The organism is Maribrevibacterium harenarium (assembly GCF_006385675.1).
GTDB classification, from domain to species: Bacteria; Pseudomonadota; Gammaproteobacteria; order Pseudomonadales; family Marinomonadaceae; genus Marinomonas; species Marinomonas harenarium.
Genome location: NZ_VFRR01000004.1, coordinates 45223 through 66147, shown reverse-complemented (window position 1 = coordinate 66147; position 20925 = coordinate 45223). Strand labels below are relative to the sequence as shown.

The 20925-nt window shown below is 48.4% G+C and carries 19 protein-coding genes; 2 read left to right on the top strand and 17 right to left on the bottom strand.

From position 1 onward, the window contains the following. Window positions 1-2: 2 nt before the first annotated feature. From fliI to bioB, 17 genes are all read right to left on the bottom strand, one after another. Window positions 3-1331 carry a flagellar protein export ATPase FliI gene (fliI, locus tag FJM67_RS03450; protein WP_140587278.1) on the bottom strand — a complete coding sequence of 443 codons (1329 nt, stop codon included), beginning with the start codon at window positions 1329-1331 and terminating at the stop codon, window positions 3-5. Window positions 1332-1340: 9 nt separating this feature from the next. After that, window positions 1341-2132 carry a FliH/SctL family protein gene (locus FJM67_RS03445; protein ID WP_140587277.1) on the bottom strand — a complete coding sequence of 264 codons (792 nt, stop codon included), beginning with the start codon at window positions 2130-2132 and terminating at the stop codon, window positions 1341-1343. A 9-nt stretch (window positions 2133-2141) separates the two neighbouring features. Further along, entirely contained in the window at window positions 2142-3152 is a 1011-nt protein-coding gene (gene fliG / locus FJM67_RS03440; protein WP_140587276.1) for a flagellar motor switch protein FliG, read from the bottom strand. Next, the gene (gene fliF, locus FJM67_RS03435) at window positions 3153-4826 is read right to left on the bottom strand and encodes a flagellar basal-body MS-ring/collar protein FliF (protein WP_140587275.1); all 1674 of its coding nucleotides are present in this window, start codon (window positions 4824-4826) and stop codon (window positions 3153-3155) included. A gap of 24 nt (window positions 4827-4850) precedes the next feature. After that, on the bottom strand, window positions 4851-5204 hold the full coding sequence (gene fliE, locus FJM67_RS03430; RefSeq protein ID WP_140587274.1) for a flagellar hook-basal body complex protein FliE: 354 nt from the start codon (window positions 5202-5204) through the stop codon (window positions 4851-4853). Window positions 5205-5271: 67 nt separating this feature from the next. Then, entirely contained in the window at window positions 5272-6612 is a 1341-nt protein-coding gene (locus FJM67_RS03425; RefSeq protein WP_140587273.1) for a sigma-54-dependent transcriptional regulator, read from the bottom strand. A gap of 6 nt (window positions 6613-6618) precedes the next feature. Next, entirely contained in the window at window positions 6619-7770 is a 1152-nt protein-coding gene (locus tag FJM67_RS03420) for a sensor histidine kinase (RefSeq protein WP_140587272.1), read from the bottom strand. Window positions 7771-7783: 13 nt separating this feature from the next. Next, on the bottom strand, window positions 7784-8254 hold the full coding sequence (locus FJM67_RS03415) for a helix-turn-helix domain-containing protein (RefSeq protein WP_140587271.1): 471 nt from the start codon (window positions 8252-8254) through the stop codon (window positions 7784-7786). Between the two features lie 64 nt (window positions 8255-8318). Then, on the bottom strand, window positions 8319-9980 hold the full coding sequence (locus FJM67_RS03410; RefSeq protein WP_140587270.1) for a two-component system response regulator: 1662 nt from the start codon (window positions 9978-9980) through the stop codon (window positions 8319-8321). Next, the gene (locus FJM67_RS03405; protein ID WP_140587269.1) at window positions 9980-10348 is read right to left on the bottom strand and encodes a response regulator; all 369 of its coding nucleotides are present in this window, start codon (window positions 10346-10348) and stop codon (window positions 9980-9982) included. Before FJM67_RS03405 ends, FJM67_RS03410 begins: the two co-directional genes overlap by 1 nt. Further along, window positions 10345-12966 carry a response regulator gene (locus tag FJM67_RS03400; protein ID WP_140587268.1) on the bottom strand — a complete coding sequence of 874 codons (2622 nt, stop codon included), beginning with the start codon at window positions 12964-12966 and terminating at the stop codon, window positions 10345-10347. Before FJM67_RS03400 ends, FJM67_RS03405 begins: the two co-directional genes overlap by 4 nt. Before the next feature lie 10 nt (window positions 12967-12976). Next, window positions 12977-14146, bottom strand: a complete 1170-nt coding sequence (locus FJM67_RS03395) for an ABC transporter substrate-binding protein (protein WP_140587267.1) — start codon at window positions 14144-14146, stop codon at window positions 12977-12979. A 58-nt stretch (window positions 14147-14204) separates the two neighbouring features. Continuing rightward, complete coding sequence (gene bioD, locus FJM67_RS03390) at window positions 14205-14912, bottom strand: dethiobiotin synthase (protein ID WP_140587266.1); 708 nt, start codon at window positions 14910-14912, stop codon at window positions 14205-14207. Then, entirely contained in the window at window positions 14909-15703 is a 795-nt protein-coding gene (gene bioC, locus FJM67_RS03385; RefSeq protein WP_140587265.1) for a malonyl-ACP O-methyltransferase BioC, read from the bottom strand. The genes bioD and bioC overlap by 4 nt, the downstream gene beginning before the upstream one ends. Beyond that, complete coding sequence (locus FJM67_RS03380; protein ID WP_140587264.1) at window positions 15681-16493, bottom strand: alpha/beta fold hydrolase; 813 nt, start codon at window positions 16491-16493, stop codon at window positions 15681-15683. Before FJM67_RS03380 ends, bioC begins: the two co-directional genes overlap by 23 nt. Next, window positions 16490-17674, bottom strand: coding sequence for an 8-amino-7-oxononanoate synthase (bioF, locus tag FJM67_RS03375; protein WP_140587263.1), 1185 nt, complete (start codon window positions 17672-17674; stop codon window positions 16490-16492). The genes FJM67_RS03380 and bioF overlap by 4 nt, the downstream gene beginning before the upstream one ends. Next, window positions 17667-18722, bottom strand: coding sequence for a biotin synthase BioB (bioB, locus tag FJM67_RS03370; RefSeq protein ID WP_140587262.1), 1056 nt, complete (start codon window positions 18720-18722; stop codon window positions 17667-17669). The genes bioF and bioB overlap by 8 nt, the downstream gene beginning before the upstream one ends. A 41-nt stretch (window positions 18723-18763) precedes the next feature. Here bioB and FJM67_RS03365 point away from each other — a divergent pair, with 41 nt between their 5' ends. Continuing rightward, window positions 18764-19504 carry a ComF family protein gene (locus FJM67_RS03365; protein WP_140587261.1) on the top strand — a complete coding sequence of 247 codons (741 nt, stop codon included), beginning with the start codon at window positions 18764-18766 and terminating at the stop codon, window positions 19502-19504. Window positions 19505-19582: 78 nt separating this feature from the next. Beyond that, complete coding sequence (gene bioA, locus FJM67_RS03360) at window positions 19583-20872, top strand: adenosylmethionine--8-amino-7-oxononanoate transaminase (protein WP_140587260.1); 1290 nt, start codon at window positions 19583-19585, stop codon at window positions 20870-20872. Window positions 20873-20925 lie beyond the last annotated feature (53 nt).

The following is a 20925-nucleotide window of genomic DNA, read 5'->3' as shown; positions in this document are numbered from 1 at the left end:
GTTTAACCAGACGTCATGGCCTTGACCAGCTGCTCCAGAGTTTGATCCACGGTAAAGCTTTCCCGCAATGACTGGCGTAAAAAACCATTAATCGCTGGCATCAAGGTAATAGCACGGTCCAGATCCGGATCACTCCCCTTGGCATAGGCACCTACGGCAATTAAATCTCGGTTCTGAGCAAATTTGGAATAGAGTTGCTTAACTTGCAAAGCGCCTTGAAGATGGGCCTCCGAGACAATATGTGGCATCGCTCGAGAAATGGACGCCTCGATATCAATAGCAGGATAATGGCCCTCTTCCGCCAAGCGTCTCGATAGTAAAACATGACCATCCAAAATAGCCCGCGACGCATCCGCGATAGGATCTTGCTGATCATCTCCCTCCGTGAGTACCGTATAAAATGCCGTTACCGAGCCGCCGCCTTCTTTGCCATTTCCGGCACGTTCTACTAGCCAAGGCAACTTAGAAAACACCGATGGAGGATAACCTTTGGTTGCTGGGGGCTCCCCTACCGACAGTGCAATTTCACGCTGTGCCTGGGCATAACGGGTGAGACTATCCATTAGCAGCAAGACATTTTTACCTTGATCCCGATAGTACTCGGCAATACGAGAGGTTAACACTGCTGCACGCAGGCGCATTAATGCCGAATCATCAGCCGGCGAAGCCACTACCACGGAGCGAGCAAGCCCCTCTTCTCCCAAGGTTTGCTCAATAAATTCTTTCACCTCACGACCACGCTCGCCGATCAAGCCCACGACGGTGATATCCGCTTCGGTAAAGCGGGTCATCATACCTAGTAGTACGCTTTTACCAACACCACTACCCGCAAACAAGCCGAGACGCTGGCCTTTACCAACCGTCAGCAAACCGTTGATGGCTTTGATGCCCACGTCTAGGGTATCAGTGATTGGCTTACGCTCCAACGGGTTAATAATTTCCCCTTGAAGGCTAATATAATCTTGCGCTTGAATCGGCCCCTTACCATCTAAAGGACGCCCTAAGCCATTCACAACACGACCAAGCAACCCTGGGCCAACAGGCATCTGGCTGTCTTCTTTTAACGGACGAACCCGGGCCCCCGGAGCAATGCCATCAATCGCTTCCGTTGGCATCAAATAGGTTAGTTCGCCGGTAAAGCCTACCACTTCAGACTCGACCCACCGCTCCGCTCGAATTTGAACAGCACAACGGTCCCCTAAGGCCGCTGATAATCCTACCGCTTCCATGGTTAAGCCAACCATACGGGTCACTTTACCTTCTATATCTAGGGAGCGTTTTGGTAATGGGGAGCTGAAGCGTTTGTCGAGTCTTTCAAGAATAGAAGTCATGTTAGCAGGTTACTCCTGCTCCTTGGCGAAACCATCGAATATCGCCGCCATGGCTGTTTCGACCCGACCATCTAGGTGAAATGCTTGAGAGTCGATAATAAACCCCCCTGGCAATAATTCCGAGTCAGTTTCAAATTGCAGGTTAAGACGGGAAGAAACTTGTAATGCTTCAGCTGCTTCAAGAACGTCTGGATGCACTTTGACTTTGATACGCCCGCTAAATTCACTAAGTCGATTTAGGGCGGCCGTCAAATGACGTGTCAGGAGCGCTTCAGCATGATCTGTCAGCTCGCGCTCAGTAATGTGACTGACCATGCTACGAACTGTTTGCGCCAGTAATCTTTCTAACGCATCACGGCTATCTTCGAGGGGCGATTGCAGTTCATCGACTAATGCATTAAGGGCTTGTTCTAATACTTCGAGCTGCTGCTGAGCTTGCTCCGTGCCTTCGGTAAGCGCTTGTGCCAGACCTTCTTGGTATCCCTGCTCACGGCCTTCTACTAGACCTTGTTCAACACCCGCAGCATGCCCTTCTTCCATGCCTTTTTGATAGCCATCCGCTTCCCCTTGTATAAAGCCCTCTTCATAGGCCGCGGAACGTATTTCCTCTAGCTGTTGTGCAGTCAGTGGTTCGTAAACCAGTTCCTCGTCACTGATTTCTTCGTCAACTTCAAAGGCTTCTTCACGAATAGCCAGTGCCGATTGGCCGACACTTGGCGCGGGCTCGCCGCGCTCTAAGTTAGGTAACTCCCAACGCTCGTACGCCGTAAGTTTGCGTTCACCGGATTCATCTTTCACCATGAGCTACCACTAAAGCATCTGCTCTCCACCGCCACCCAAGACAATTTCACCATTGTCTGCTAAGCGACGGGCAATCGCCAAGATCTCTTTTTGTGCAACTTCTACTTCGCTAACACGCACTGGACCTTTAGCCTCAAGGTCATCGCGTAACATATCAGCCGCACGGGACGACATATTCTTGAAGATTTTTTCCTGCATATCAGGATCCGCACCTTTGAGGGCTAAAATCAAGGTTTCAGACTCTACCTCGCGCAGAATCACCTGAATACCTCGATCATCCACATCCATCAGGTTATCAAATACGAACATCAGGTCTTGAATGTTGTTCGCTAGGTCTTCATCGACGTCGCGAATCGACTCCATCAACTCGGCTTCAACCGAGCTGTCGATGAAGTTCATAATATTGGCAGCGGTACGAATACCACCAATCGAAGTAGACTTAGTTGAGTTGTTGCCAGAGAATTGACGCTCAAGAATGTTATTCAATTCTTGCAACGCAGCCGGCTGTACGGTTTCTAGGGCTGCTACCCGTAACACAATATCAAGCCGCACCCGCTCATCAAAGTTAGCCAGAATTTCCGCTGCTTGGTCCGGATCCAAATAGGAGATAACAATCGCCTGAATCTGCGGGTGCTCATAACGAATCACATCCGCAACAGCCCTTGGCTCCATCCATTTTAACGTATCCAAACCAGTAGTATTTCCGCCTAGCAGTATGCGATCAATCAAACTACCGGCTTTTTCTTCACCTAGGGCTTCTTTCAACATATTGCGAATATAGCCGTCAGCACCCAGACCTAGGCCGGTTTGATCTCCAACTAACACTAGGAAATCGTCTAATACCTTTTCCACTTGGTGGCGCTGTACGTTACTCAGCTGCGCCATAGCCTGACCAATACGCTGAACCTCTTTTGGCCCCATATGCTTAAGAATTTGTGCTGCGTCTGATTCACCGAGCGACATCAGCAAAACAGCGGCTTTTTGAATGGAGCTTAAATCGCCCCCAGTTGCATCTGACATCTAGCCTTCCATTACCCACTGCTTAACTACTTGAGCAACACGCTCTGGTTCCTCGGCAATCAAACCACGGATAGCATTAAGCTGACGCTCAATCTTCTCTGGGGAGCCAGGAACTAAGACATCCTCTGCACTAACGAGAGATACCTGATCATCAGAAATTTCGTCAGTTTCATCGGCAAAAATAGCAGCTTCGGTGTCTTCTGCCACTGCGATTTTATTTTGCTCACTCAAGGTACGCAATATCGGGCGTACCACTAGCAACAGGAGCAACAAGACAAACATACCCACCATCAAAGGCTGCAGCAAATTGAGGAACCAAGTCTGCTGGTAGAATGGTATGGGCTCTGGCAGATCTGGGGGTTCCGGCAAGGCGAACGGCGAGTTGATCACGCTGACACTATCACCACGGGAAGGGTCATAACCTACCGCATCACGAACAAGTAGTGTAAGTCTGCTAAGCTCTTCATCACTCCAAGGTGTACGAATAAGCGCTCCGGTCTCGCTATCCAGAGAAGCGATATCGTCGACTACAACAGCCACAGACAAACGTCTGACGGTACCCTGCTGACGCTTGGTATAGCTAATACTGCGATCAAGCTCAAAGTTTCGCGTCACCTCTTCACGACTTTGATCATTGCTGCTATTAGCGTTTCCGCCGATAGGAGCACCATTCTCATCGACTGCTTCCGGTGCAGTTACCGCTCCTGGAGGCTGATTAGTCAGTGAACCGGGAACACCGCTGTTAGCCGCGGCAGAATTGCGTCGCTCACGTAGAGTTTGCTCACTGCGAAGTGCCAATAAATCTGGGTTATATTGTTCGTCGGTTTGCTCAACAGCGGTGAAATCAATATCTGCCGAGACTTCCGCTTTAAACCGCCCACCACCCACGACAGGGTCGAGAATATTGTTTACCCGCTGTAGTAGCACATCCTCGACCCGCCGGGTATATTCAAATTGCTTGCCTGCAATGGATAATTCAGAACTGCTATCTTTCTCGGTTAACAAGGTTCCCCGCTGATCCACCACGGTTACATCTTTATCACTTAGCTGGGGGATGCTCGAGGCGACTAAATTGATAATGGCATCCACTTGACTGCGATCTAACCTACGCCCGGGATAGAGTTCGAGAAATACGGATGCAGAAGGTTTGCGGGTATCACGTACAAATACCGACTCTTTCGGAATAGCTAAATGCACTCGGGCAGATTTAACACTCTGCAGACTTGTAATGGTACGACTCAGCTCCCCTTCCAAGCCGCGACGATAACGGGCGGTCTCAACAAATTGAGATGAACCAAGGCTTTGATTCTGATCCATGATTTCAAAGCCAACAATATTATCCGACACTATCCCAGACCCAGCGAGTTTTAAGCGAGCTTGATGATAAGAGTCTGCTTCGACCAGCAAAGCACCGGTATTTTCATCTAAACGAAAGGGAATATTGTTCGTGTTGAGGATTTCAACAATCTGATCTGCGTTGTAATCCGTAATACTACTCAGGACTGGCTTGTATTCCGGGCCGCTAGTCCAAAGGACTGCCGCTAAAGCGATAGCAATAGACGCAGCAAGACCGACCATCAACGCCAACTGACGAATGACCGTCAGCTTGTTGAAGCCAGTAAGTAGCTCTAAATAGAGCTTTTGTTCAGATCGATCTGCCGGAATATTGTCCATTCACCTAGCCAACTGCCTAATAGTCTAGATAGGCATGTTCATTATTTTCTCATAGGCATCTACAAGTTTATTGCGCACTTGAGTCATCGCTTCAAATGACACGCTGGACTTCTGCAAACCAATCATCACTTGGGGCAGATCCACGCCTTGGTCACCACGCTCGTAGGCTTGTGCTAACGTGTTTGCTTCTTTTTGCAAACTGTTCACGTTATCTACCGCCGACTTCAACATATCAGCAAAATCAGGTCGTTCCACCGCTTGCGTTTGCTCAACTCCACTCACTGGGGAAGTCAATTGGCTGCCGGGGGAGCCTATTTGACTGCGCAAATCACGCATTTGAGAAAGCACCTGATTAATATCAGGTCGATTGGTTACCATAACTTTCACCTATTTTTCAGTTACTGCACTAGCTTAGCACACTGCGATAAAAAACCAGACCCTTAGTTCAATCAACTTCTATGCCAGCCTCACGCATCTTGGCAATCTTATAACGTAAAGTCCTTGGACTGATACCCAGTTTTTCTGCGACTTCTTTACGTCTACCTTTAGCCTCTATTAGCGCTTGAGCTATGATACGAAATTCATGTTGTTGCACTCCTTTACCTAATATAGAGGCAGCATCTTCGACCTCTGGGCTAACGTCAGGTTCAACAACCGTTAACATATCAAACACAATATGATGGTCATTAATTTTGCCGCTGGAACAAAGAATCAAAGCTCGCTGGATCACATTATCAAGCTCGCGCACGTTACCAGGCCAAGGGTGACTTTCTAACTTACTTAGTGCAGCGGGAGCAAGTTGAGTTCCATCACGACGCATTTTTACACAGTGCTTGGCCAACAACGCCTGAGCCATAGGAACAATATCTCCTTTACGCTCACGCAACGGCATCCATTTCAGCGGAAATACATTAAGACGGTAATAAAGGTCTTCTCTAAAACCTCCCTCACGCACGTAATCTGCTAAATCACGGTTAGTCGTGGCAATAATGCGTACATCCAGCGGGATAGCTTTTTTTCCCCCTAAGCGCTCCACCTCTTGCTCTTGCAAAACCCGCAGGAGCTTAGCCTGCAAACCCACATCCATCTCGGTAACCTCATCTAGCAACAAGGTCCCGCCGTTAGCCTGCTCAAATTTACCAGCTTGTGAGGAAACTGCGCCAGTATAAGCGCCTTTTTCATAACCAAATAAAATGGCTTCCAGCATATTTTCTGGGATCGCGGCACAGTTAATCGCCACGAACGGTTCGCTAGAGCGCCCAGAGCACGAATGAATGTAACGAGCCAACACTTCTTTACCAGTACCACTTTCACCACAAATTAATACGGTAGAATCCGTCGCCGCTACTCTAGCCGCTAATTCCAACAGACCTTTACTCGCTGGATCGACTGCAATAGGAGCCTGATCTTTGGCGGCAACGACTTGCGCCGTATATTTGCGCACCACTTCCAACAACTCTTGCTCCTTGAAGGGCTTTAGCAGGTAATCCACCGCGCCATTGCGCATTGCTTCCACAGCATGGGCAATGTCGCCATAGGCCGTCATCAGCATAATCGGCAGATCAGGATAGTGTTCTATCACATGATTCAACACCCCGTAGCCATCTATACCAGGCAAATTCACGTCGCTGATGACCATGGCAAATGTGTTGTTTTTTAGAGCGACAATTCCTTCTTCCGCGGAGTGCGCGATATGACACTGGTAACCCGCAAGCAACAGTGTGTCCTCTAACGCTTCAGCGAGACCTTTATCGTCCTCAATGACGAGTAATCTAATATCGTTCATGTCACTTTATCCCAATAATGGCAGTCTAATGGTGGCGGTAGTGCCTTTTCCTTGAATACTGCTTAACAGAAACTCTCCGTGATGAGCTCTAGCAATCGCCTTCACCACCATTAACCCTAACCCTGTACCGTGTTGCTTAGTCGTCACAAAGCCTTGCTGGACTTGCTCAAGTTGCTCTGGCGACATCCCCATACCTGTGTCAATCACCTGTACTTGCAGGCTTGAGGCTTGCCTATCGACTTGGCTTCTTAGAATAACCAGAGACCTATCCTCGACCGCTTCGCAGGCGTTATTCACCAAATTTAATAATGCCCCGAGTAGCGCTTCTTTATTGCACTGCACTACTCCGGTATTCGCTTCATTATCAAGCTGCAAGACCACCCCCGCTTGAGTGGTGATTTCTTCCGCTCGCTGGGCTAATTCATCAAACAGGTCCGGAACAGCGATTTTTTCATCTAATCTGACTTCTTCTCGAGAAAAAATCAGCATGTCTCGGATTTGCCGCTCAATATTGCCAAGACGCTCACCTAATTTGCTCGCGAAGCGTGTACGCATTGTGTCGGGTAAATCCGGCTTAAGCAAATGTTCCGCGTACAGGGTCGCCGAAGAAAGTGGTGTACGTATCTGATGGGCTAAGGCCGCAACCATTTTCCCCATGGTAGATAGACGCTCGTGATGGGCAAGTTGCCTTTGCAAATCTCGCGTTTCCGTCAAATCCACCAACACAATAAGCTGCCCTGGCATTTCCCCAAGAGATGACGTTTCGACACGAACGCGACGCCCGCTAACCATGGTAACTTCGTGACCGTCATCCTTTTGTGGACGAAAACTGGTCGGCACAATCTTTGCCCAAGGTTGACCAAGTAAATTAAAGCCAAATAGACGGGTCGCTACCGGATTCGACATAACCACCAGGCCGGCCTCATTCAATAGCAATACGGCGATTGGCATCGAAGCAAATAGTACTTGCAACTGCTGCAATAGCAGGCGATTACGCTCTTGCTCCTGTGCCTTTTCCTGTTCAGCCTGCGCCAGTTGCTGCGTCAGAGTCGCTACTTGTCCCTGCAGCGCCTTATAGGAAGCTTGCAGGGCGGCGGACGTTTTCTCGAACTCAGCGAACGCTTCCTTTAAAAAGGCTATTTCCTGATCTTTATTCAAACAACCACTCCCACTAGCTTCCGGCTTTATCAATATTGTAGCGGCGCATTTTTTCAATCAGAGTGGTACGTTGAATTTGCAACAGATCAGCGGCTTTGGAAACCACGCCATTTGATACCAGAAGCGCTTGCCTGATGAGTAGAGTTTCCACATGACGGATGTAGATATTAAGGTTAACACTTTGTCTACGCGGCAAATTGGGGCGGGGAGTCAACTGCTTTAAAATGGGTGCGACTAGGGCCTCTCGCCATGGCAGAGGCAAGTAGTATAGATTGGCGTGCAGCAAATCACTTTTCTGTTTTAAGCTAATGATGGGCAAACCGCAATCAAGTAGCTCTTCAACAGCCACCCCCACTCCGACAACAACCACATCAGCATCGCCACCAGTGGCTCGATAATCTTCCCAACTAATATCTAGGTAACAAAGCACGGGGATCAAAGCATCGTATTCTTGCTGTGTTAAACCGACTAAACAAGCGTGCATAACTACCTATTTTATATAGAAAAATAACCACATCATAACATAGGCTTGAGACGGCTCGGCACAATCAGGGCAACTGTTGTTGAAACTCCGCTAACGGAAGCGGACGGAAGAAGTAAAAGCCCTGTATCAAATCTGCGCCAGCGGCAGCCACTCGCTGCCATTGCTCCTGCGTCTCAACCCCTTCGACCACGACTTCAAGTTCAAGTTCGTGAGCAAGAGAAATCACATGCTTCATCACGCTGGAAGAACGTTGATCACGATCCAGTGCGTCAACAAATTGCTTATCAATTTTCAATTGATCGAGGGGTAATTCCAGCAAGTACGATAAGGAAGAATAACCTGTACCGAAGTCATCCAAAGAAAGTTTTACACCCAGATCCCGCAGTGCTTGCATTACCTTAATTCCGTGCTCTTTGTTGGCGATCAACACACTTTCAGTCAGTTCAAGTTTGACTAAATGGGGAGCAACACCGCTCTCTTCAAGCTGACGCTGAAAATAGGTGACAAAGCCTGAACGCAAAAAGTGGTCGGAGGAAATATTGATGCTAGTGGGCACCGCTTTATCTCCCATGCCCTGCAACGCTTCCAGTACTAAGGAAATTACTAAATCCCCCAACTCAGGCATCAAGCCTACTTCTTCAGCCAAGGGGATAAACGCCCCCGGTGATACCATCCCCCGCTCTGGGTGCGGCCATCTAACCAAAGCTTCCGAACCAACTAGAGTACCACTATTGGCGTCCACCTGAGGTTGCAAATAGACCACCAATTCTCGATCTTCAATTGCGCGTTTTAACTCAGCCTCTAGGACAATTTTCCCCAATGCATCAGATTGGTTGGCGTTTTGATACAAGGCGATTGGCTGGTTCTGACTGGTTGATTCGGTAGCGGAAATCATTTGCCTAATCAGCTCATCACCATCCACTAACGCTTCAGGAGCCGCTACACCAACCCGCACATCCTCAATAAATGAAATGCCATCCAGTTCAATGCGACCGCTAAGCTGGCGCATAATCTTGGCAGCAACGTCTAATACCCGCTCTAAATCACACCCCGCCAAGGTCATAGCGATCGAATCATCGCGTCCACGATAAACACAGTACTCGCCACACAAGTTCTCGCTGGCGATCAGGTTTTGCAGTTTTTCTACCTGACTACGCAAGTAATTAGACTTAATAGAAGCGCCACAGCTACGGTAAATGGCGCCACTTTTTTGAAAGCTAAACCACAGTCCATGATAGATCGGCCCCCCCGCTTCACTAGGCCAAGCAAGACTCGCTTCCATTAGACCATTCAGGTTCATCAGCCCAGTATCATCGTCAAAATGTTTCGCCTGAGACAGTTTGCTAAGGGCACGCTGACGCTTTTCTAACGCAGACTCGGTTCGAGCTTTTAGAATCGCTGGGTTAAACGGTTTCGATAGATAATCCTCGGCTCCCAGTTCAATGCCCTTGGCAACATTCTCTAAATCATCCGCAGCCGAAATCATCACCACCGGCAAATGATCCAACATCTGTTCATCACGCATAGCACGTAATACATCGAAACCATCCATACCAGGCATCATTAAGTCCAAAAAGACCAAATCTATTGCCTGGGCTCGAAGCACTTCCAAGGCCTGATAACCAGACTCTGCTTCTACGCACTGCTCATAACCGAAACGCTTCAAGCGCCGACGCAGGGTGTAGCGGTTGTCTTCTATATCATCAACTATCAAAATGGTTGGCATTAAAGCTCTCCCAGCAAGGCTTCCATTTTTGCTTTAAATCGTTCGAAATCGACTGGTTTACTATCGAAATCATTTGCCCCGGCGGCGAGCGCCTGATCAATATGTTCTTGCATCGCGTGAGCTGACAAGGCGAGCACCGGCGTTTCGATGCCAGCCGCGCGAATTTGCTGCGTCGCCTCCCAACCATCAATACCCGGCAAACTCAAATCCATGATGATTAAGTCATAGGTATTATGCAGGGCTTTATCAACACCCTCTTCACCCGTAACGGCAACATCCATATCTATTTTCAAACGCTTTAAGCGGCGTCCCAGCATATAGACATTGTCTTCGTTGTCTTCCACATACAGAACTGTTTTGCCCATCATTCGTCCTTCGCTACCAAGCCTTGGATACGATTGAACAAGGAGTCAACACCAGCACCGCCCTTACTCAAAACAGCGCTAGCTTGACGTTCCAATAACCGTTTTTGCACATCGGTCAATGTCATGGCTGTCATGACATACACGGGCAACTCTTTAAAAGCGTCGCTATTTCGTAATGTGTCTAAAAACTCGAAACCATCCATCTGTGGCATCATCAAGTCCAATAGCACAAAGTCTGGCTTACGCTCGTTGACCCGTGCTAAAGCCTCGATGCCATTTCCAGCTTCTCTCACTGTTGCACCCGATTTTTCTAAAATGCGGCGGGCGGCAATGCGTATCTCTCCGGAATCATCGACTAATAGCACATCAAGGGAACGCTCCACCGCCACAGAGTGAAAACGCCCCAGAATCCGCTGCATATCTTCATTGCCAATTGGCTTGATTACATAATCGTCCACACCAAGAGCAAAGCCACGGGTCTTGTCATCATCAACGGATATAATGACCACAGGAATATCTGCCAAGGCTTTATCGGCTTTGATTGCCGCCAAGGTATCCCAGCCATTCAACAGCGGCATTTCTACATCTAGAGTGATCAAATCTACCTGCTCATCGCGGGCGATACGTAACGCTTCGACGCCATCTTTTGCATACAGTAGCCGGAAGTTTTTAGCGAAATGCTTGCTAATCAACTTGGCACAAACATCATCATCTTCAATGATCAAGATGGTACGCTGAGTAGTACTGGATTTAAATGGAGCAAGCGGCTTAACGCCCCCCTCTGAACGAGGCAGTGGTAGATGCACTGTAAAGCAGGAGCCTTCACCCTCGCGACTGGCAACACTGATATCGCCCCCCATCATGCGAGCAAATTTTCGACTTATCGCCAGCCCCAATCCTGTGCCTTCATGCTTACGATTGGATTTGGAGTCAAGTTGCACAAAATCAGCGAAAAGCGTAGCCATCTGCTCTTCACTCATGCCTGGGCCGGTATCTTTAATCGCCACGGATATCGTTTCTTCTAGCATCTGCGCCGATAAAGTAACGCTACCACTATCAGTAAATTTTGCCGCGTTACTCATCAAGTTCAGTAAAATTTGCTTAATCCGCGTGGGATCGCCGTACACAGTGCCAATCTTTTCCAGCTCTAGCTTAAGCTCAATCGGCTTATTCTGAATAAGAGGTCGTGCCGTCGCGGCAACGTCCTCAAGCAAGGCGTCGAAGTTGACCTGTTCGTTGTGCAACTCCATTTTTCCGGCTTCAATTTTTGAGATATCCAAAATCTCATTAATTAAATTTAATAGATGTTTAGAGGAACGAATCACCCGTTCTAATGGTTCTACATAGTCATCATCACCAAACTCTTTTGCGTCCTCATGCATCATTTCCGATAAACCGATAATGGCATTAAGAGGAGTTCGCAACTCGTGACTCATTTTGGCTAGGAACTCGGATTTGACGGCGCTGGCCTTTTCCGCTGCGTCACGGGCGCTTTCTGCTGCCTCACGATGCAATTCCGCCTCTTCCCGTAAGGATTCTGCATTCATGCGCAGACTTTCAGAACGGTCCCGTTCTTGTAAAATGGTCATCTCACCGGATTGAATACGACGTTCGATGCGACCTAGCAAAAAATAGAACAGCACCAACAGAATAGCGGCGATGACCAATGCGATCCCGGTCACGACTGCTTGCACCCAAAAGGTTTCCAGCTCGACTTGGCTAGAGTCCTTCACCATCAGCACGTAAGCTAAGTCATCCCCATCGGCCGACAACACCGGCAAGACAGCTAAGTCGTAGGTAATTTCAGCCACATCAAAACCGGTCAAAAAGTAAAGTTGACCAGCCACTTTACGCTGCTCAAAGTCCTCTAAGACCGGCACGAAGGTGGTAACATCGGTGAGCGCATCGGAAGCAAATAAAGACTTAAAGTGACCTAACGCATATTCCTTCTGCATGGACATACTGCCGCTACCAAAACTCTTCATAGCGTTTTCGTCCACATCCCCGGCATTGACCAAAACGTTGGCATATACATCGAGCGCACGCGCCAGCGAAGACACCATCTTGTTAAAGGGTAAGTCTGCTAGCATAACGCCTAAGCTAGGGTCATTTTGTGAAATTGGTAAAATGACACGAAGCGCCATTTCCCCATGAGCCATTAGAATCAAACCACTACGCTTTTGCGGCCACTGATAATTTTCGAATAAGGGTTCGTTTAGAGCATCTGCTGTAGGCAGCGCCGACAATGAATATTCGTAGTGACTTTCGCCATTAGGCTGAAGCCACAATAGACGGCTAAGCTGCAACCCTTGCGCTGACTCATCTAAAAGACGCTCCACCAAGCGCTCTTTATCTTCCATGCTAGCCGCTTCTATCACCGAGGACAGCAAGCCGATACGCTCTTCCATTTGACTGACCATGGAAGACTGAGACTGAAATAGCTGATCATCGAAACGTTGGGTCATTTCTTCTAAGGCACGCTGCTGCCCTGTTTCCAACCACAACCAAACCACCGACACGAATGCCAACCATACCACCACAAAGGCTATAGCTAAGGGAATTAGTACCGGAGCCTTCACCCGAGCAAGTTGCACACCATTTGCTTTGAAATCCTTACTCATCACTGTTTCCTTATCTCGGTGATCCAGAAAGAATCGATAGATTCCAGTTTAGGCTATTCTCATTTTCTTGGTAGCCTGGATAGTAACCAATCCCCAAATCGAACGAACGCATCACACTTAAGGCATTGATGAGTTTTGATTGAAGCTCAAAATCCTTACCGGTTTGCACCCAGCCAGTTAGGCGACGGGCCACATTGAGCGGTAGTTTCATGAAGTCACTGGGGTTTTCAATTTCAAAAGGCTTCACGACATCTTGTAAACCGATAGCCAGAATCTTACCGGCTAGATACCCCTCAAACCCCCGTTGTGTGGGCACTAAGTAGGCATTTAACTGCTGTAAGCTGCGCTGATATTCTTGGTACGTTTTAGTCTGCTCAAGATTTTTTGGCAAGAAGCTGATTTGGTTGATGTTTACTGGCGTGGCGATGTTATTGCTAACTACTGTCAAATCAACTAAGGAAGGTAACCAGAACGTATGAAAGCCCAGTGTGGTCGCTGGGGCTTGATCCAGCAGGCGATTCAACCCCACTGAGCTACCAACCAATATTACATGCTCGTGTCCAAGTTTTTGTATTGCGGCAATAGTACTCTGGAAATTCAAGGTGCTGGCACTGTAACGAACGGTGGTCAACTCAACCCTGTGCTCACCACAAAGCTCCGCGATGTGCTCCGCACTTTCATCTGGACTTACCACTGTCGCTTGTCGGATTCCTTGGGTGCGCATTTGGCGACATAAGAACTCAGCTTCGTGAGCGATTGAAGGGCGAATGTTCAAAACGCTTCTCACGTTACCGTAAAGCGTCGGGTGTCCTGACAAGGAACCTAGAAACAACACCTTTTCCCGCTGGGCAGCCAAAGCCAGCGACGATGCGGTTGCCATATCGCCACCCAACACAGCGAGCACACCTTTGCGGGTCACAAAACGCATCAAATTACGCTCTGCTAAATCGGGAGAGAACTCATCGTCGAGCACTTCCAGCTCAATTTCTTCCCCTTTAATACCACCTGAGCGATTGATCTGCTGAAAGTAGGCCTCCACACCATAGCGATACGCTAGGTTGTCTTGCCCCTGAGGACCAGTAAATCCAGCTGTCATACCGATATAGTACTCAGCCATCACTACTGAGGAGATGAACCATAATAGGCCGGTGATACTCACCTTGCGCAATAAGCCAGCCATGTAAGTAATTCCTTCGTTGATTATCCCAAACCTATTTGATTCTACACCATGTCGACGGTTATGCACCTGCAGTAGGGTGGATAGACTCAACTAAATTGGCAAATATCTGATCGAACTCGTCGTCATAGGTGCTTTGATCGGCTTGCCAACTGATGGTGCCCAAGCATGGTGCCGACATGGCCGCTTTTAGTGTCGCAAGGTTCTCATCATAAAATGGCATTCGCTCTGCCCCCGTATTGGCCACCCATCCAGCAAGTTTAAGACCATCTGACAATATCGCTTGAGCACTCAACAGAGCATGATTAATACAGCCAAGACGCATGGACACCACTAGCACCACCGGCCACTGCAAACGTTTTGCAATATCAGAAAAGTACTCCCGGTCATTCAGCGGCACGCGCCACCCACCGGCTCCTTCTACTAAACAGAAGTCATAGGACAAAAGAGAAGCACCATTAATCATACCTTCCACACGGGATGCGGTAATCAACTGCCCTTTCTGCATCGCCGCAATGTGAGGAGCAATTGCAGGCTCAAATACAAATGGATTAATCTGGCGATACGGTAATTGCAATGTACTCGCTGATTGTAGCGCCAATGCATCCTCGTTTTTTAACTCCCCATCTTGCAAAGTAGCGCCAGAGGCGATGGGCTTTAACCCAAAACAACGTAGCTGGCGTCGTGCCGCAGCATGCAATAGACCGGTACTCACATAGGTTTTACCCACTTCCGTATCGATACCAGTAACAAAAATCTTGGTTTTCATAGATTCCTCTTTTTTGCATAGATAAAGCCAACTTGATAAGTCAATGGTAGGCCATCGGGACAACGCAGACTTTCATAGAACTGACTAAAAGCACGCCATTTGCTTTTGGCAAACTGGGCTTGGGGAACATCACTTAAGGTAGAAGCCCCCACTTTACGTAACGAATCCGTGAGTGCTGTTAACGTCGTAAAATATAGTGTTAATGGTTGCTGCAGCACACGAACCTGAGTGAAGCCTGCAGCCATCAGCTCCGTTTCTAGTAGAGCAGCAGATGGATAGCGATTGTGATGTACACTGCCATCAACCTGACGCCAACCTTGATCAAATTGTTCAAGGGAACCTTCGAGCAAGGTACTAATCACCAACTCACCTTCAGCGCTCAACACCCGATACAGTTCATTAAATAATTGATGACGCTGCAAACACCATTGAATTGCCAAACTCGACCAAATACCAGCAAAGGCCTTCTCGGCAAAAGGCAGCGCTTCAGCATCAGCACACACCGTGCTTACTGGCAGTTTCTCCCTTGTCTTCATTAACATAGCTGGGGACAAGTCTGCCGCAATGATCTGCTTCTGACTCAGCTGCTGAGATAGCAGCCGTGTACTTTCACCTGTGCCACATCCTAAATCTAACCAGAGTCCACGGGGGGAAGTAGGTAACAACGGCAGCAATAACTTGAGTACCTCTTGTTGTAACAAGTTATGCTGATCGTAAGTATCAACTGCTTGGGAGAAGCGGCGAGAGACAGTTTGTTTGTAACGGTGATCAGTGGGTATCTGTGTGGTCATTAATAAACTGCTGGATCAAGGTAGCAACCTGCGAAGGAGATTCGATATGAGGTTGATGACCACATTGGTCAATAACATAACGCTTAATTAACGCATTCTTTTCTAGTATGGAAGCCCCGGCGCTTCTATCAACAAGTTGATCTCGCTCCCCAAAAATCTGCAGCACAGGGACATCGACCAGTTCAAGCTCGCGCCGCACATCTAGGGATGCCAGCAAATCCAGACCACGGTACAGAGCTTCTTTGTCAATGAGTTCCGCCGGAATACCAGACTGCAGCTGCTTAGCGAGTTCCTTGCCCCCTGCAATACCTTGGGTTTGTTGTAACAAGAAACGGGATACTGCTTTAACGGGATTCGTTCGAGCAAGATCAGCAAAGGATGCCAACACCTCTGACGCTATGCCCGATGGCCAATCTGTACTGGTAGTGAATTTTGGCGTACTGGCAATGGTAATCAACCCTTCCACACAACTAGACCGACGTGCTGCCACATAGGTGGCGATTTCGCCGCCAAGGGACCAGCCAATCCACCAACAAGGCTTGGGAGCAGAGCGAATTAATTGTTCAGCAAGCGCTTCAATATCGTAGTTGGGGCCAAACCGATTACGCTTAAACCATTGTTCGTCACTGGTTACACCGGGCAAATTCGCTACAACCACATAGAACTGCTGGCTAAGGCAACGAATAAATTCCATAGATAGGGAAGCAGGCATTGCCCAACCTGAAACAAAATAAAGCGCAGGAGCACTGGGGGAACCAAACACCTGAGTTTCAATCGGTGTACGCATCATTCTCCTCCGGATGTGTAATCAATGGCATCCGCCAATTTGCGACACAGCAAAACAATGTCCTCTTGCGTATGATCCGCCGACAAAGTGATCCTTAATCTAGCTGATCCTGCTGGAACCGTTGGTGGTCGAATCGCCGTACAAAGAATACCTTGTTGCTGTAAAAATGCACTCACTGCCATAGCACGACCACTGTCGCCGATCACAATCGGCTGAATTGCCGTATCGGAAGCCATTAAGGTGACACCTTGTGTCGGGAGCGACTGCTTAAACAAAGCAATATTATTGCTTAAGCGTTGACGACGTTGATCTCCCTCAGCTGAGCAAATCAATTCGAGGCTAGCCAGTGTCGCGGCAGCCATTGCTGGCGCCATTGCCGTAGTGTAGATATAAGGGCGAGCAAATTGGGTGAGGTACTCAGCCATTTCTTGGGAACAAGCCACGAAAGCACCCGCCGTGCCGAATGCTTTACCAAAGGTACCGACTAACAGAGTGACGGCGTCCGCCTTTAATCCAGCGAGCGACAAACTCCCCTGCCCTTGGTCGCCAAGACAACCGAGTCCGTGGGCGTCATCCACCATGGTCATCCAATGCTCTTGATCCGCAAGCACTACCAGCTCTGACAAGGGTGCGATATCGCCATCCATGCTGAACACCCCATCCGTGACCAACAAGCCTAGCTGCTCCATACGAGCCATCATCTTGGCAGCGCTGTCCACATTACCATGAAGATAACGTCGCCAAGGAGCTTGCGATAATTGGGCCCCATCAATCAAAGAAGCGTGATTCAGCTTATCTTGTAAAATAGGACAATCTTTCCCACCTAAGGCAGAAATCACCGCTAGATTTGCCATATACCCAGTACTGAACAGCAAAACGCGTTCAACCCCTAACCATTGGGCTAACGCTTGCTCCAACTGATCGTGAATATCTAGATGACCACTCACCAGATGGGAGGAGCCACTGCCAGCACCATAACGTAGCGCCCCTTCGGCTAGAGCTTGCTTCAAGGCGGGGTGGTCAGCCAACCCCAGATAATCGTTGGAGCAAAACGACAGATAAGTCTCACCAGCCAGCGACATCTGGGTATTCTGGGGTGCAGCAAGCACTTTAGTTTGACGCCACAGTTGGCGCTCTCGTTGGAGCACCAGTGAATCAGTCAACCAATTTGGTAACTTAGGCATTCGCGTCGTAGAACATTTTGTTATCGGCCTGAGCTTTCGCTTGAGCGGCAATTGACTCCAATACAGCCTCATCAGACACATCATGGCGCTGTTCTGGGTTAATACCAAGCTTGGCGAATAGCATGCGATCTTGATCTGCTTCGGGGTTACCGGTGGTTAGCAGTTTTTCTCCATAAAAGATGGAGTTAGCGCCTGCCATGAAACACAGGGCCTGGGTCTGTTCACTCATCTCTTGACGACCCGCAGACAAACGCACATGGGATTTCGGCATCAAAATACGCGCTACGGCAATAGTGCGGATAAAATCAAATTCATCCAAATCATCAACGTTTTCTAATGGCGTGCCTTTGACCTTAACCAGCATGTTAATGGGCACGCTTTCAGGATGTGGCGTCATTTGGGAAAGCTGGCGCAAGAGACCAATACGATCTTTCTCTTCCTCTCCCATCCCCATGATGCCGCCGCAACATAACTTGATACCAGAGTCACGTACTCGAGAGAGAGTATCTAGGCGGTCTTGATAACTGCGGGTAGTAATGATGGAGTCATAAAATTCCGGTGAGGTATCTAGATTGTGGTTGTAGTAATCCAACCCAACATCGGCCAGCTGTTTGGCTTGGGCATCCGTCAGTGTTCCCAGGGTGACACAGGACTCTAGTCCAAGATTTTTTACACCTTTAATCATCTCTAACACATAGGGGAAATCCCGCTCAGAAGGATGCTTCCAAGCCGCTCCCATACAGAAGCGTGACGCGCCTTTTTCTTTCGCCTTAGCCGCTTCTTCTAATACCTTTTGCACTTCAAGCAGCTTCTCTTTTTCGAGTTCAGTATTGTAGTGGCCACTTTGTGGGCAATATTTACAGTCCTCTGGACAAGCGCCTGTTTTGATGGAAAGAAGCGTGCTAACTTGTACCTGATTTGGCGCAAAATTCGCCCGATGCACAGTTTGAGCCTGAAACAGCAGATCCATAAAGGGTAAGTCAAATAGAGCTTTGACTTCTGCTTCGGTCCAATCAAAGCGTGGGGTGGTAGAAATTGTTAGCGCCATATCATCCTCTGGAATTTGATCTTGCAAGGAGTGCAATACTAATGGCTAGGGAAAAGCTGTCAACCAAACTCAAAAATCTTGTTTACTTATGGACAAAAAACAAGCAGTGCTATCTGTGTGATCATCCTAGCGCGCGTTATTTATGCCAATACTGCCGCGCCTATTTAGAACTGGATTACTGCCATTGCACCCTTTGCTCAGCACCAACTACCGACAATGTTACTCGCTGCAGGCACTGTAAAACCGAAGATCACATTCATCGCATCCACTGCCTCACCCCCTATCGAGGATTGAGCAAGGCCTTGCTGTTACGTATTAAGTTTTATCAGCAACCCCATTTATTGAGAATTTATGCGCAGGAGTTTGCTCTTCGTCTCCTCCAATCTAATGAAGAGATTCCCACCACTTGGTACTGCGTACCCAGTAGTTCCAAGAGCCTATTCCAACGGGGATTCCAGCAAACCAATGTGTTTGCTAAGTTACTCAAGCAAGAGCTCATTCGACACGCCAAAGACTCCGACCTAGCCCTAGCAAGCTTACAGGCTATTCGTATTCACGCCTTGCAACAGCGCAACAAGCAACAACAGCAACACCACCTAAGCAGGAAGCAACGCCATAAACGCCGTCACACTGACTATAAAGTGGAAGCGATTCACGCATCCCATGTGGTGCTGATCGACGATATCATCACCACAGGTTCGACCATAAATGCCTGCGCGGAAGCCCTTCTTCACGCAGGAGCACAGCAAGTGGACGTATGGGCATTGGCTCATACTCCCTGAAAACTGGCATCTCCGGTACTGATTCGCTAGTATGCCGAGCGAAAGCTGCAAGAATCACCGCTAAACTTAGGAAGCCACATGTCTACCCCCCTATCAACCAACCAACTCATAGAGCTGGATAAACAGTTACTCTGGCACCCTTATACTTCGATGACTCATCCCGCACCCCATTTTTTAGTAGAGCGTGCCGAGGGCAGTACCATTACCTTGGCCACCGGGGAACAACTCATCGATGGCATGTCCTCCTGGTGGAGCGTTATTCATGGCTACAATCACCCAACCATCAATCAAGCCATTCAAGAGCAGTTGCAACACTTTGCTCATGTGATGTTCGGTGGTTTTACCCACAAGCCAGCTATTGAACTAGCGCAGAAACTGGTTTCCATCACACCACAAACACTCACCCGATGTTTTTTTTCTGACTCTGGCTCCGTGTCCGTAGAAGTGGCATTAAAAATGGCTATCCAGTATTGGCATAGTCAGGGTGCGCCGAGTAAACAACGCTTCCTAACTCCCAGAAGTGGTTATCATGGAGACACCTTCGCCGCCATGTCGGTTTGTGATCCGGTGAATGGCATGCATAGCCTATTTAATAATGCATTGATTCCGCAGCATTTTATGCCGGCACCGCCAACCGGATTCGATACCCCTGTCGATGAACATTATCTACAAGCGGTAAGGCAACTGTGCGAACAGCATTATCAGGAATTGGCAGGGCTAATCATCGAGCCAGTCGTGCAAAATGCGGGCGGTATGCGTTTTTATAACCCAGCCTATCTAGATGCCTTTAGAGCACTCTGTGACGAATTTGATCTGTTACTTATTTTCGATGAAATTGCCACTGGCTTTGGACGCACTGGCAAACTCTTCGCTACCAATCATTGCCAGATAGAGCCAGATATTATGTGTTTGGGTAAAGCCCTTACCGGCGGCTATATCACCCTGGCAGCCACACTAACTAACGATAGAGTAGCATTGGGAATCAGTGAAAATGGTGGCGTTTTTATGCATGGCCCCACTTTCATGGCTAACCCGTTAGCTTGCAGCGCAGCCAATGCCAGCTTAAGCCTGCTTGAAACAGAAAATGTTTTAAAGAAAGTGAATCTCATGGAAAGTTGGCTAACCAGAGCACTGAAGCCATGCCAGACACTACCGCAAGTAAAAGAGGTACGATGCTTAGGTGCAATCGGTGTGGTTGAGTTACATGAAGCCGTTGACCAGAAAGCCATCCAACCCCGCTTTGTGGAGCAAGGAATTTGGGTCAGACCATTTGGGAAACTGGTTTACCTAATGCCACCTTATATTTTAACGGAGAGAGAAATAACGCAGCTCGCGGAAGGCATTTTTAAGGTTGTAAGCGATTTATAGAAAGCAAAGGCGGTGGTTCTGGGACTTCAGAACCACCTCGCAAACGCGACGGA